Origin of the sequence: Aeoliella straminimaris, from assembly GCF_024054565.1 — a bacterium.
Taxonomy (GTDB): domain Bacteria; phylum Planctomycetota; class Planctomycetia; order Pirellulales; family Lacipirellulaceae; genus Aeoliella; species Aeoliella straminimaris.
Window position 1 is genome coordinate 40605 of record NZ_JAMXLR010000062.1, and the last position, 13997, is coordinate 54601.

Consider the following 13997-nt stretch of genomic DNA (forward strand, 5'->3'; position numbering starts at 1 on the left):
AAAATCGTCGATACTACTGTTCGCCTGGCCAGTACCTCCTGCCTCGCTTCTCGCCCTCTTTGCGAGTCTGCCCACCCTCGCAGAGCCGATCAAGAGCCGACTTCACTTTGCGGCGGTCGACTTCGGGGCCAATCCGTTCATGAATCTCGCCAATCGACGATCCAGGATACCGCCTGACATCCTCCTGCACCAACGCATCAAGTCGGTGAGGCTCAATCCGCGCCAAGCTCGTCTGAGCCGGGAACTCCAGATCCCGGAGGATCTTGGGCGTCACGAAGTACCTTGTACCCTTAGTCTTTCCAGTCTGTCGCACAATGTCGAGTTTAAGCAGCCGACCAAGCCAAGGCGAAAGTTCGCTGACATCAGAAAGCTCCAATGCAGTGCACAGTTCGCGTGCGGACATCGCATCACGCTGCGCCAACAGCCCCAGGGTGATCTTCTCCCGCTGGCGTAGCTGATACACCTTATCGGCTTTCGCCAAGAAGTCGATGACCTCTGCTTTTACGATCTGTTTCTCGACAGTCACCTCTACTCGATCGGTCCCCTCCCGAATCTGGGGCACCGGCCGCCCTTGCGAGAGCAGTACTTCGTACAGCAGATCAAAGCCGCTGCCCTCGCGTTCCATGAGCTTCAGGTCGTGAAATACTCGAGCCAGTTCTGGATTTCGCCGAACCGATTGATGCAGAATATTTTGTGGCGTGACTCCAAGTGGCAACAACCCAGGATTCACGATCTCCAGGCGATCAGGATATAGATTGAGGTAAATGTCTCCGCGTTGAGTGTATGGACGATGGGCGATCGCGTTGACCAGCAACTCTCTCACAACCCGCTCGTCGAAAGCGGGTACCTGCTGCCGGAAGAGTCCGTCGGGGATCTCATACGTCTCTTGAAAAGCGCCCTCATTTCGCCACACCGAATCCACCAGTTGCATGGGCGAGCGAGTATGATCATCCCATGGTGTCTTGTTGATCTTTCGCCCCTCGGCGTCATACCGAATGCACTGAATCGCCGGTGCTGATCCTAGACGCGCTCGATCTTCACGGCGGCCAACGCAGAGGATGCCCAAGTTGGTCAACTCGCTATCGATAGCGAGTAAATAATGGTCCAGTAGTTCGTCTTCGGTCTTTTCTTTGACCGACTCCTTTACGCGATCCGAGCCGCGAATAGCTACAATGAATGCGGCCAGCAAATCAGGATCCACCCGGTTGCGCGGCACACCTAATGAAGTTAGCGTCTCCCAGGGTTGGGCGTTGCGTTCGTTGAGCAACCGCTGAATATCTTCACCGATTAGAGGCTTGCAGGCATCGCCGACGCGGTGGTAGAAGCGGCCATCCGTGGTCGATGCGGGCGACGCGGACCGAGCGATGGTCACCTCCAGATACTCGCCGCCTGTGATAGAAGATACATTTATTTCGACGGCAATCGTTACATTCACCGTCAACTCGCCAACACGTCGATGGATGGCCGTCAGTAGTTCCGGGTCGACCTTCTGACCAGCCGGCGGATCTTGCTGCCCATCTTCGATACCGATCAGAACCTGCCCGCCTTGTGCATTGGCGAAGCATACGCACGTTTTCGCCAGTTCAAGCCAGTCGGGGTTCTTCTTGGTCAGCATACCAAGTGAATTGAAGTCCCGATTCTGGCCCTCGCCGCTCATACCGCAATCTCCCCATTCATTAGCCTTGGAAGAAGTATGTCTCGGGCAGCCGAAAGCTTGCGATTAGAATCGAGAAGGTCCTTTATCTGCTCATAAATTGGCTCCGCGTGGTCCTCAAACATTTCGACCAATGAAGACGTCGGCGTGAGTACCGTCATCATCTTTAAATGAGACGGTCCATAGTTCAGTTGGGCCGCACCTGTAGCCATAGATCGTGCCTGGTCGATGAAGTCGCCGTGTTTCAGATACGCCTTCAAGAACCACTTCTTCATATTGGACTTCGGGCGCATGCGGATAAGACTTGTATTCAGCATTACTGGCAAATGACAAGCCCTGATTGTTACCAAACGTCCCAGCGTTCCGGAACTTGATACCACGTGATCGTCCGCCTCGAGCAAGAAGTGCTGGTAGCGCGCCTCGACTTCTGATTCATCAATGCACTTTGCCTTTGACAGGTCGATTTCGTCATCTGCAAATGTCCTTATATTCAGAAAAGGGATGCCAGCATCTCTGTACTGATGGTTTCTCAGCCCAGGTCCCTCTTTGAAGTCTACGAGCTCTGGAAAAGGCTTCCGCTCCCACCCCTCCGGCACGCCGTCCACGATCTTGACGTGCTCATGCCCGGGGAAGCGGAGGTGGACGAACCATTCCTTGTACAACAGCCGCGCCGACTGCTCCAAAAGCTCAATCCGCCGCCGGTTGTTTTCGATCAGATCGTCGTAGGCAGAGAGGACTCTCCCGATCTCCGGCCAACTCGCTTTCGGGGGAACCGAAAGTGTGATATTGGAAAAGGAACTTTTGTTAAGGATCAAGTACTATGTGTACCTATACATCGACCCCCGCAACGAGCAGGTGTTTTACATCGGTAAGGGCAAGGGGAACAGGGCTTTCGTGCACCTGAAGGGAACGCGCGACAACGATAAGGTGCGACGGATTACCGAGTTGCGCAAGCTCAATTTGGAACCGCGGATCGAGATACTCAAGTACGGTCTTACCGAAAAGGAAGCGCTGCTGGTTGAGGCCACGGCCATCGATCTGTTGGACATCTCCAACCTCACCAATGCAGCCCGTGGGCATGGATCGCGGTACGGCGCACGAGCCAGTGTGCAGGAGATTGCCGATCGGCTGGATGCCCGCCCCATCAAAATTACCGAGCCGGTACTGCTGGTGAACATCAGCAGGGCGTTTCACTACGGTATGTCGGCCGTGGAGCTATATGACGCAACGAGAAGTGCCTGGCGGCTAGGCAACAAGCGTGTGGAAGTGGAATATGCACTGCCGGTGTATCAGGGCAACGTGCGTGAAGTGTATCAGGTGACCAGTTGGCTGCCCGGTGGATCGTCCCTGCGAAACGACGACTACCACGGCAAACGCGGCAGTGGTCCCAGCCGCTGGGAATTCGTCGGCATCCTGGCACCCGAAGAGATTCGACGGAAGTACCTGAATCGCTCGGTGGAGAAGTACTTTAAGCAGGGCAGTCAGAATCCGGTGAAGTACGTGAATTGCTGACCCGTAGCGCAAGTTTCCATAAGTTTGACGTTAGTCCTCTCGGGGTGTTATGTTCCGGTCTGGCAAACAGATCTCTTCTCGGGACATCGATCGCGGGGGTAAGCATGGCTGGGCGGGATCGGATGTGGCAGCAGGGCGCGAAGCCGGGACGTCGTCGTGGCGAGCAGGCAACGCTATCACCATCTCGACGAATGAACTTCGAGGTGCTCGAAGATCGTCGCCTCCTGGCGGTCGATTTTGGAGATGCCCCAGACCAGGGCGTGGGCACGGGGCCGCTCGACTACCAGACCTTAGCGATTGACGGTGGTCCCCAGCATGCCATAATCGCGGGGCTTCATATCGGAGCCACCGTCGACGCCGAAGACGGTCTGCTGCAGGGGCTCTTGGCCGACGCGGATGACATCGATTCAGCGCTGCCGGACGACGAAGACGGCGTCGCCCGGCCGCTCAGAAGCCTGGTCCTGACGACGGGCACCGTACCCCGCGTTGGGCTTTGGGTTACCAACACAACCGGCGTTGCCGCCACGCTGTACGGGTGGATCGACTACAACGGCGACGGACTGTTTGACAGTGCCGCAGAACGGGCGTTCATCGTGATTCCTGACGGGACGGTGGCCCAGATGGCGACACTGGAGTTCCCTGCGGTTCCCCTCGATGCCGTCCAATCGACCTACGCTCGGTTTCGACTGAGTACCGACGCTGCGGCATCAGCTCCAACGGGCGCGGCCAGCGATGGGGAGGTCGAAGACTATCGAGTAAGCATCTTGCGTCCGACCGATGGCTCCGTTGATCCGAGTGCTACGATCGAAATCGGCGGTGGTAGCCAAGGGCTCTTGCTCGAAGAGGCCGATTACTTCGGAGGCTCGACGGCGAATATTGGTGATCTCGACGGCGATGGAGTGGTGGACGTAGCGGTTGGTGCTACGGGCGACGACACGGGAGGACAGCGAAGTGGAGCAGTGTACGTCTTGTTCATGAACCCTGACGGGACCGTCAAGAGCCATAGCAAGATCGCCCATAACACAGGGGGTGGCCCCTCTTTGTCAAGCTATGATCAATTTGGCCGCTCGATTGCCGCAGTGGGTGACTTAAATGGGGATGGGATTGTCGACCTGGCTATTGGCGCAAACAACGATCGCACGGGCGGAGCAAGTCGCGGCGCCGTCTACATTCTTCTTATGAACTCGGACGGCACCGTCGGTTCCACCACCAAAATAGCTAGTGGACTGAATGGTGCCCCTCCGCTGGCCAATAACGACAGGTTCGGGTGGGCGGTAACTCCCTTAGGAGATTTTGACGGCGATGGAATTGATGATCTTGCGGTAGGTTCACTTACCGACAGCACGGGTGGCAGCGATCGCGGCGCTGTCCACCTTCTGATGCTCAATAGCGATGGATCCGTGAAGAACTTCCAAAAGATTGCCAGCAACGTCGGAGGTGGTCCGGCGCTCGCAAACGGCGACTACTTTGGGCGCTCAATGGTGGCGGTGGGAGACCTCAACGGTGACCAGACGACGGAACTGGTAGTTGGCGCGGTGCTGGACGACACGGGGGGAACGAATCGAGGTGCCCTGTACGTGCTCTATCTCGAACAAGATGGCACCGTCGCTACCTACACGAAGATCGCCAGCAATCTGAACGGCGGTCCTGCGCTAAATGACGGCGATTCCTTTGGTTTCGCGGTAGATGCCATAGGCGACGCAGACGGTGATGGGATTGTAGACCTGGCCGTCGGGGCGGCCTATGACGATACGGCGGGAATCGATCGCGGTGCCGTCTACCTGCTTTCCCTCCATGAAGATGGCTCCGTCGGAGTCATCAACAAGGTGGCTAGTGGCATCTCTGGCGGCCCCGTGTTGCCGGATGGTCACAACTTTGGATCAGGGGTCTCATCGCTGGGGGATTTAAACGGCGATGGGGTGATGGATCTCATTGTCAGTGGAGAGTTGAGCGATTTGGGCGGCACGAATAGTGGAGCAGCGCATGTTCTCTTCTTGAATGATGCCAATGCACCTCCCGTCTTTAGCTCTGTGAACTCGGTCAGCGTCCCGGAAAACTCGACAGCAGTCCTCAGTGTAACTGCTACAGACAAAGACCTGCCCCAGCAGGTGGTGAGTTTCTCGCTTGCAGGCGGCGCGGATGCAGGCATGTTCGAGATCTCCCGCGGTGGCGATTTGGTCTTCCTGACGGCCCCCGATTTTGATGTACCAGCCGATGTCAACGGCAACAATGTCTACGAAGTGACAGTGGAAGCCAGCGATGGTGCTGGGGGAGTCGCCCAGCAGGCGATTGAGGTGACCGTCACGTCGACGATTGCTATTGATACGCTGGTAGATGAAGCTGACGGTAGTATCGTGGATGGCGATATTTCGCTCCGCGACGCGATTGCTCTGGCCCCCGCAGATACAACGATCAGCTTTGCTGTGAACGGAGTGATCGAGCTCAATTCTGTCCTCGGCGAGTTAGTGATTGACTCCGATCGCAATATTGTTGGTCCCGGTAGTGGTCTGCTGACCATCGATGCGGGTAACGGCCTGGACGGAGTGTCATCAACTGCGGACGGGTTTCGCGTTCTACGTATTGACGATGGCGATGCCGGCAACATGAGCCAGGTGCGGCTTGAAGGTTTAACGCTAACCGGTGGCGACTTGCCCGTTGCCCAGAATGGAGGCGGCCTGCTGTCGAGAGAGTCGCTTACGCTTGCAGATGTCGTCTTGTCGGACAACTATGCCAGCAACGATGGTGGGGCTATCTACAGCTCCGGCGGCAGCCTTCTGCTCCAGCGCAGCCGCATAACAGGCAATATCGCGAACCAGTCAGGAGGGGGATTGGCGATCGTGGCTGGCGATGCCGACCTGCAAACGACAACGATCGACGCAAATACGGCACACGGCAATGGCGGCGGAATCTATGCTCGATCGGTCAATACTGCTATCGAGGCCACTACGATCAGCGGAAACACCGCTGATAACAGCGGGGGCGGAGTATTCTTCTTTGACGATACCTTCTCGATGGTCTACCAGTTGCATGTGGATCAATCGACCGTTTCGGGAAACGTGGCGGGGGCAGGTGGTACCAACTATGCTGCCGGAGGGGTCCACGTCCTGTCAGGTCGGGGACACATTGAACACAGTACCATTACCGCCAATTCGTCTCCGGGCGGTATTGGGATCGTTGGAGGAGTGGCGAGCGGACTGGTTCAGGCCCGCACCGAAGTGTACTCGACGATTATCGCGGGCAATATCAACGGCGATGTTGGCAGCGCGACTGTCAACACGATTCAGTCTTTAGGCTACAACCTCATTGGAATTGGCAACGGTGTCGGACGGTTCAACCAGCCAGGCGATCAGACAGGGGTAATGGATCCAGTCTTAGCGCCCCTGGCGGATAACGGCGGGCCAACGCTGACACATCGCCTGGGCATCAACAGCCCGGCGATCGATGCTGGTGAATCGGACGTGTTACCGGGTTCGGACGGGCTTGCGTGGCATGATCAACGCGGCGCCGGTTTCCCTCGGCTGCGTGGAGCGTCGATCGACATTGGTGCGTATGAGCTAAGCATCGAGCCGCCGTCCTCGCTGGTGGTGAGCACGATTGATGACGAGTTCGACGCGGTCTACGATCCTGGAGATTTGTCACTCCGAGAAGCAGTTGGCTGGGCAAATCTCCTCCCTGGAACACAAACGATCAATTTCGATCCGGTGGTGTTTGCAGATCCTCGAACAATCGATCTGGATTTGGGGGAACTGCAAATCACCGACTCCGTGTCGATCGTCGGCCCCGGTCGAGATCGATTGGTAATCGATGCCCACGAAGCTTCTCGCATCTTCCGAATAGCCGATGGTGATGAGCAGCTAGTTCAAAGAGTTACCCTTTCGGATCTGTCGATAACTGGCGGCGCGGTAGTGGGTAGTGGCGGCGGATTGCTTACAACCGAAACCCTGTTACTCAACAATATCGCAATCACCGACAGTATGGCCAGCGATCAGGGGGGAGGGCTGTTCATCGACTTAGATGGCGGCGCAACTTTCTCACTAACCACTGGGCGAATATCGGGAAACGAAGCTGCCCAAGGCGGTGGGGTTTACATTGCGTCGATGGAGACGAGCGATGCCGCCACCAGTCGGGTGAAGATCGACAGCTCTACGATCGATCAAAATTCCGCGATGCAGGGCGGTGGCCTGGCGAATCGCGGTCGTCTCGTCTTCGAGAACAGCACCGTTTCCGGCAACAGCGCAACCAGTGGCAGTGGCATATTCAATGATGATGGGGACCTGACAGTACGTTACGCGACAATTGTCGACGCTCTCTCGAATTCCACCGGAACGGTCAGCATTGAAAATACGATCGTTACCGATGCAGTTGGTGCATTACAATCGAAGTACAGCCTCATTCAAGTGTTCGACGATGCCGTGCTAGTGGATGGTGGCGGCAATATCCTCGGAGTGGACCCCAATCTTGATCCATTGGCCGACAACGGCGGCGCAAATCCTACGCACGCATTGCGGTTTGGCAGTCCCGCGGTCGATGCAGGGAACCCGGATCCCACAAATCCTCCACAATTTGACCAGCGTGGGATCGGATACCAACGCCAATTCGACGAACTAACAGAGGTGGCACGGCCGAGTTAAGCCCGCTGCGAGATGTGTGGCCAAGCTCGACATCGAGCGGATAGTTCCTCCGATCGCGATCGCCAGCGCACCAACTCGCCGGCGGTTTCTTCACCCAAGTGCGGACTCAACGAGTTTGCCGCCTCTCCTCTTGGCACCACTCTGCATCGCGTCCCCCAAGCCACAAGTGCTTGTGCGGTAAGACATTACTACGAGTTCCTCCTCTTCCCACGGGAAATAACTGCTGTATTTCCCAACTTTCTGTGTTACCCTTCACGGGCGTTTAGGCAGACCAGTAGTAGAGGACATCAACTCCCCACGGCTGCTAATGACCGACACTCATCCCGATACGGACCAGCTCCTCCGCCGCGTCGCCGAAGGCGACCAAAACGCGGCTCAGGATTTACTGGCCCGGCACCGCCCACGCCTCCGGCGGATGGTAACGGTGCACCTTGATACCCGAATCTCGGCGCGGGTCGACCCCTCGGACGTCGTCCAAGAGGCCCTCGCCGAGGCGTTCCAGCGGCTCCCCAGCTACGCGAGCGAACCTGCTGTGTCGTTCTACCCCTGGCTGCGGCAAATCGCTTGGCAACGGTTAGTGAAGCTTCACCGTCACCACCTAAAAGCGGCGCGGCGATCGGTTCATCGTGAGCAGGACCGCGACTGGTCGCTGTCGGACGAATCGATCGGTCAACTTGCCGAACGGTTCGTGTCGGAGCGGACCGATCCGGGGCGCAAGGCGATCCGCCAAGAGATGCGGCAACGAGTGCGGACGGCCTTGGACCAACTGCTGCCGGCCGACCGGGAGTTGCTGGTGATGCGTTACCTCGAACACCTGACAATCCGCGAGATCGCCGAAACACTCGACCTGACCCAAGCCTCCATAAAGATGCGGCAAGCCCGCGCACTGGAACGACTTCAAAAGGCACTCGCCTCCGACCCGTAACAAATCATCCCATGGCCGTCCGACCACCATCACCGACGATCGCCGCTGAGAACGATGTCGGCTTCGCCGAGTTGGTCGAGCAGATCACCTCGCTGGTCGAGCACGGGCAACACGAAGCGGCGGACCGGGTCATCGAACAGGCTCCTGAACACGGCGAGCGACTCCGCCAGTTGCTGCCCGCGATTGAAGCGCTTGCGTCTCTGGAAGACCAACCCGATGCCGCGCCGCTGGGCAAAGACCTTGGCGATTTCCGCCTTCTTCGCGAGATTGGCCGCGGGGGCATGGGCGTCGTGTACGAGGCCGAGCAGCTTTCCCTCGACCGCCGCGTGGCGCTCAAGGTTCTACCACTTGCCGCGACACTTAGCTCTACGCAACTCGAACGCTTCAAGAACGAGGCCCGGGCGGCCGCCACGCTCCAGCACCCGAACTTAGTCGGCGTGTACGCCGTGGGAGTTGAGCGTGGCGTGCACTACTATGCGATGGAACTCGTCGACGGCGTTAGCCTGGCCGAGGCGATCCACCACCTCAAGGATACGCCGAGTGAGACCGACCACGAACCGCAGGCGGCAGCGGAAACCGTGGCGATCGCCAATCTATCGACGGCGCGTACCAAGAACCCACTTCAGTACTTTCGCGATGCGGCGTTGCTTATCGCCGATGCGGCCGAGGCCCTCCAGTACGCTCACGAGCGCGGCATCGTACACCGCGACATTAAACCGGGCAACCTGCTGCTCGATGCCGACGCGCGCGTGCACGTAACAGACTTTGGTCTTGCGCGGCTGGAGGCCGATGCTGGAGCAACGCTCACCGGCGACGTGCTCGGCACGCTCCGCTACATGAGCCCCGAACAGGCCGCCGGTCGTCCTGGGCTGGTCGACGCACGGACCGACATCTACGCCCTGGGGGCAACGCTGTTCGAGTTGCTCACGCTGCGGCCGGTGTTCGCCGAAAAAGACCGAGCGAAGCTGCTGGTGCAACTCACCGAACGCCAGCCACCGAGGCTCCGCCAAATCGACTCGCGAATCCCGGTCGATCTGGAGACGATCGTATCCAAAACGCTTGAGAAAGAACCCGCCGATCGCTACGCATCGGCTTTAGAGCTGGCCAACGACCTGCGAGCCTTTGCGAGCGATCGACCGATCGCTGCCTCTCCTCCATCGCTCGCGGCAAGAGCGAAGCGGTGGGCGGTGCAACACTCTACAGCGGTGGCCGTCGCTTTTGGCGCACTTTTGTTGGCCAGCATTGGCCTGGCCGTGGCTACAACCATGATCGGCCGCGAACGAGCCCTGGCGGTGGCGAATGCCGACAAGGCGGAGGGCAATCTCGACCTGGCACTAGCGGCCTTGGATGAGACCTTAGCCGAGTCGGTCGTTGGCGATCTGATCGTCGAGCCGATTGGCGATAAGCGGCGGGAGCTGCAACGCCGGGGGATCGAGTTCTACGAACAGTTTGCCTCGCAAAATGGTGTGGAGCCCACCAGTTGGCCCGCCTATCGCCTGCTGGTGTTCAACGAGCGGCTTGGCGACGCCCTCGATGCTACTGGCAATGATCCGCAGCAGGCAGACAAGGCGTATCAACAGGCAATTCAATTGGCAACCGAGTTGGACGACAGTCCTCAGAATCGTGCTCGGCTGATTCACTGTGTGGACGATTACGCTATCTTCCTCAAAGATCAGGGACGACTGCAGGACGCGATGAGAGAGTCGCGGCGCGCGGGACACTTCGTCGACGCGCTGCGAAAGGATCACCCTGAGTTCGCTCTGAACGACTACCTCGAGGGCAAGAACCTCTACAACCGCAGTGTGACTCAGGCAGCGGCGGACCAGATGCCGGAGGCGGAAGAGACTTGCCGCCAGGCGCTGCCGCTATTGGAGCAGGCCTGGGAGCAAGGACTAGAGGATGCCCCGCAGCGGACTATCGAAACCAAAACGCTGGCGATGTGCCGGTATAACCTCGGTCTCTACGCGGCCCAGGGGGGGCGGCCGCAGGAGGCCGAGGAATTATGGATAAAATCGCTAGGGGACTGGCGGGCGCTAACGCTCCTGGAGCCATTGGAGTCGGAGTATCACAGTCGCGCGGGTGCTACGGTCAGCAATCTTGCTGCACTCGCTAATCGTCGAGGCGACTTCATCGAAGGCCGCCGACTAGCGGAAGAGGCGCTGGAACACCCGCGGCGGGCACTGCGTTGTAAGCCAGTCTACGAGCACGCCGAGGACTTCTTGCGGGCCCACCACAAACACCTTGCCACGGCGCTCACCGAACTTGGCGATTACGAAGCGCTCGCTGCGGCCGCCGAACAGCGAGCCAGTGAACTACCCGATGTTCCCTTCGAAGTCACCCAGGCGGCGATCTCGCTGGCCAAGGGCGCGGAACTCGCACACAACGACCAGGACCTTTCCGCTACAGCTCAACGCGAAACCGCCCAGCAATTCGCGTCGCGGGCGTTCAGCCTGCTCGAAGAGGCTCGCAGCCGCTACGACGACGACTTGGCCATCTGGACGGTCGGCGAGGCACATCAGGAGGTCGGCGACAACCTGGCACAAGCGGGCTGCGAGCAAGAGGCCCGCCGGTCTTTTGAAAGTGCACTGGATATTCTCTTGATGCTGCAGGCCAAGCAGCCACCAGAAAACCGTCCTCAGTTCGATGAGGCGATCGAATCGATACAGAATCGTCTCAGCGACCCCTATTTATCCGACAGGGTGAGTGCTCCTTATGAGTTGGGCGATGATGTTGCTGCACAGGAAGGCGGCTAGTGTTGTGACATCGAATTAGCTTGGCCATGACGGCACAGTGTCGTGCGTATCCTTTGCATCCTGCACCCGTTGAAGGAGATACTATGCGATCACAGATTCCATGCCTTGTAGCATTTCTTTGCTTAACCCTTGTTGAGCCCATTCCAGCAGTTCAAATTGAGTTTCTTTTCGCCTTCGGAAGTGAAGGGGAAGGTGCCGGTCAATTTAAACGCCCAGTAGACCTTGCAATCGATCCAGCCGGCCGTATTTTCGTATCCGACCAAAGGGGAGACCGTGTTCAGATGTTTGACCTTGAGGGGAATTATTTGCACCAGATCGGTACCCCGGGAACTGGCAACGCTCAGTTTGATCGCCCTCAGGGACTCGCTGTAGGACCTGACGGCAATTTGTACGTAGTAGACACTTCAAATGGGCGAGTACAAATCCTTAGCCAAAGTGGTGCATTCCTTGGCCAGATTGGAAGCAGAGGGATCGGAGATGGAATGTTTGAGAATCCTGCAGGGATTGCAATTTCGAAGTCCGGACTCGTCTACGTGTCAGACCTTGATACTCGTATTAGCCCTGTGCAGGTTTTCGATGCGACTGGCGATTATCTTTTCAAGTTTGGAGGGCACGGTGCAAACGAAGGGCACTTCGAGGGTCCGGGCCTGTTAGCATTGGACGACGCCGGCAAAGTCTACGTGCCCGATTGGGGTTATAACCGTGTGCAAGTGTTCGACGGAAACGGAAATTTCCTCTATCAGTTTGGCGAGGCTGGTACAGGCGAAGGCCAGTTTTCAGGCCCCGAGGCAGTAGCCCTAGGTCCGTCCGGCAACCTGTGGGTGGCAGATAGTCAGAACGACCGAGTTCAGGTATTTGACCCAACCGGGACTTTCCAGTTCAGTTTCGGCTCTTCTGGCGTTAACCAAGCCGAGTTCCACGGCCCAGTAGGCATGGCATTCGACGCCAATAGCCGATTGTTCGTGGCCGACTACCACAACAACCGTGTGCAAGTATTTCAAATAGTTTCCAAATCTCGTCCCGGCGACTACAACGACGATGGTATTGTCAACATCGCCGACTACACGGTGTGGAGGAACAACCTGGGCGCTGCGTCCGGCACCCTACCGAATGACACCGATGGAGGTGTGATCGGGATGGACCAGTACACAACGTGGAAAGACAACTTCGGGGCTGCGTCGCCATCGCCTGTTACAAGCACCGCGGTGCCCGAGCCGAGTTCGCTAGTGCTAGTGGCCTTTGCACTGACAGGTGCGGCGCTGGTGCGCAGGCGAGCGTTACGGTGAGGACGGCTTGCTTAGTTCAAGTCGATCACTTCGCCACCGGCGCGAGTCGCCAGCGCGTCGAGCAGTTCTTGGTCGATGTCGTACGCCAGCAGATGAACGCTGCCGTCGGCGTACACAAAGTTGCCGCCAGCCGGGTGATGGCTCCAAAAGTGCAGCGCGCTGTCTTCGCCGTCGCGGGGTGGATGCAGCCCACGGGCGGTGCTCAGCAAATTGTCGCCCTCGCCGCTATTGAACACCGCCACCGTGCCGAACGAGCAACACCAACGTCCCAGCCACGGCCGGTCACTATCGTCGACGACTCCCCGTTCGCCTACCAGCAGCGTGTGAGAGGCTCCATCGGTGCACTCCGCCAGCCGCACTTTGCTCTCCACGTACAACATCCCATCGTAAGACAACATCGGCCTGCTACCCGTCACGCCCATGTAGCTGCCCTTAGCGTAGAATCCCCACTCCCCGTCGTCGTACAGCGAGCCGGCCAAGCCGTCGCTGGGGCAGTTCATGAATGCGAGCGGCTGCGAGGGCACACCATGTCCGCCCGCATCGACATTGGCCTGCCAGCAATCGAGCGCCTCCCAGTCGATCTGGTCGTAGCGAGCGTTCTGTTCCAGATACGGCAGCGTCCGGGCCTGAAACGTCCAGCCACGGAGAAGTTCAACACCCTTGGGAAACTTGTTGTAGATGCCGTGGTACTGATGGAGTGCCAGCCCGAGCTGACGCAAATTGTTGCTACACTGCGACCGCCGAGCCGACTCCCGCGCCGCCTGCACGGCCGGCAACAGCAACGCCACCAGCGCGCCAATAATGGCGATCACGACCAGGATCTCAACGAGCGTAAACGCCTGTCGAGCACGTGAGCACGCGTTGTTTCCAAGTTGAAACATGCGGATCAGTATACAAACCGAAAAGGTCGTTCACTAACCAATTCTTGACGCATTCATGCTTCTCTAAAGGAATAGCGGTGTGCTATGGCCTAGTGGTGCAGGTGCGCGCAGCATGAGTCTTATCGGCCGCCCGAGGAGAGCGGGGACTGGTTAGACATCCCGCGCCAAACCTGGCCAGATGGCGAGCCGATCAGTACTGGGCACTTTCGTGCACACACTATGTTTCTGATCCAGCATCGTCAGGAAGGTCTCTTGGAGGCGCCTCCAGTAGTACCTGCTGAAGATGCAGCTCGGCCGAGCCACGGAGGGTCCCGTGAGTGGAGACACAACTGCCGCAGGTCGGCGACCCAGCGGG

At 58.2% G+C, this 13997-nt stretch carries 8 protein-coding genes; 5 read left to right on the forward strand and 3 right to left on the reverse strand.

The features are described 5' to 3' along the window. Positions 1 to 13 precede the first annotated feature (13 nt). Both NG895_RS18640 and NG895_RS18645 read right to left on the reverse strand, forming a co-directional pair. Positions 14 to 1657, reverse strand: a complete 1644-nt coding sequence (locus NG895_RS18640) for an ATP-binding protein (RefSeq protein WP_252854037.1) — start codon at positions 1655 to 1657, stop codon at positions 14 to 16. Next, positions 1654 to 2469, reverse strand: a complete 816-nt coding sequence (locus NG895_RS18645) for a restriction endonuclease subunit S (RefSeq protein ID WP_252854038.1) — start codon at positions 2467 to 2469, stop codon at positions 1654 to 1656. Before NG895_RS18645 ends, NG895_RS18640 begins: the two co-directional genes overlap by 4 nt. On the opposite strand from NG895_RS18645, the gene NG895_RS18650 reads away from it, so the two are divergent. The 5 genes from NG895_RS18650 to NG895_RS18670 all read left to right on the forward strand — a co-directional run bounded on the left by NG895_RS18650 (position 2456) and on the right by NG895_RS18670 (position 12761). Next, complete coding sequence (locus tag NG895_RS18650; RefSeq protein WP_252854039.1) at positions 2456 to 3166, forward strand: LEM-3-like GIY-YIG domain-containing protein; 711 nt, start codon at positions 2456 to 2458, stop codon at positions 3164 to 3166. The genes NG895_RS18645 and NG895_RS18650 overlap by 14 nt on opposite strands. A gap of 104 nt (positions 3167 to 3270) precedes the next feature. After that, positions 3271 to 7797, forward strand: a complete 4527-nt coding sequence (locus tag NG895_RS18655; RefSeq protein WP_252854040.1) for a choice-of-anchor Q domain-containing protein — start codon at positions 3271 to 3273, stop codon at positions 7795 to 7797. A 307-nt stretch (positions 7798 to 8104) separates the two neighbouring features. After that, positions 8105 to 8722: a sigma-70 family RNA polymerase sigma factor gene (locus NG895_RS18660; RefSeq protein WP_252854041.1), complete on the forward strand. Its 618-nt coding sequence runs from the start codon at positions 8105 to 8107 to the stop codon at positions 8720 to 8722. 11 nt (positions 8723 to 8733) lie between these two features. Next, positions 8734 to 11475 carry a serine/threonine-protein kinase gene (locus NG895_RS18665; RefSeq protein ID WP_252854042.1) on the forward strand — a complete coding sequence of 914 codons (2742 nt, stop codon included), beginning with the start codon at positions 8734 to 8736 and terminating at the stop codon, positions 11473 to 11475. Positions 11476 to 11558: 83 nt separating this feature from the next. Beyond that, on the forward strand, positions 11559 to 12761 hold the full coding sequence (locus NG895_RS18670) for a PEP-CTERM sorting domain-containing protein (RefSeq protein WP_252854043.1): 1203 nt from the start codon (positions 11559 to 11561) through the stop codon (positions 12759 to 12761). A gap of 11 nt (positions 12762 to 12772) precedes the next feature. Here NG895_RS18670 and NG895_RS18675 read toward each other — a convergent pair whose 3' ends face one another. After that, complete coding sequence (locus NG895_RS18675) at positions 12773 to 13642, reverse strand: DUF1559 domain-containing protein (protein WP_252854044.1); 870 nt, start codon at positions 13640 to 13642, stop codon at positions 12773 to 12775. Positions 13643 to 13997 lie beyond the last annotated feature (355 nt).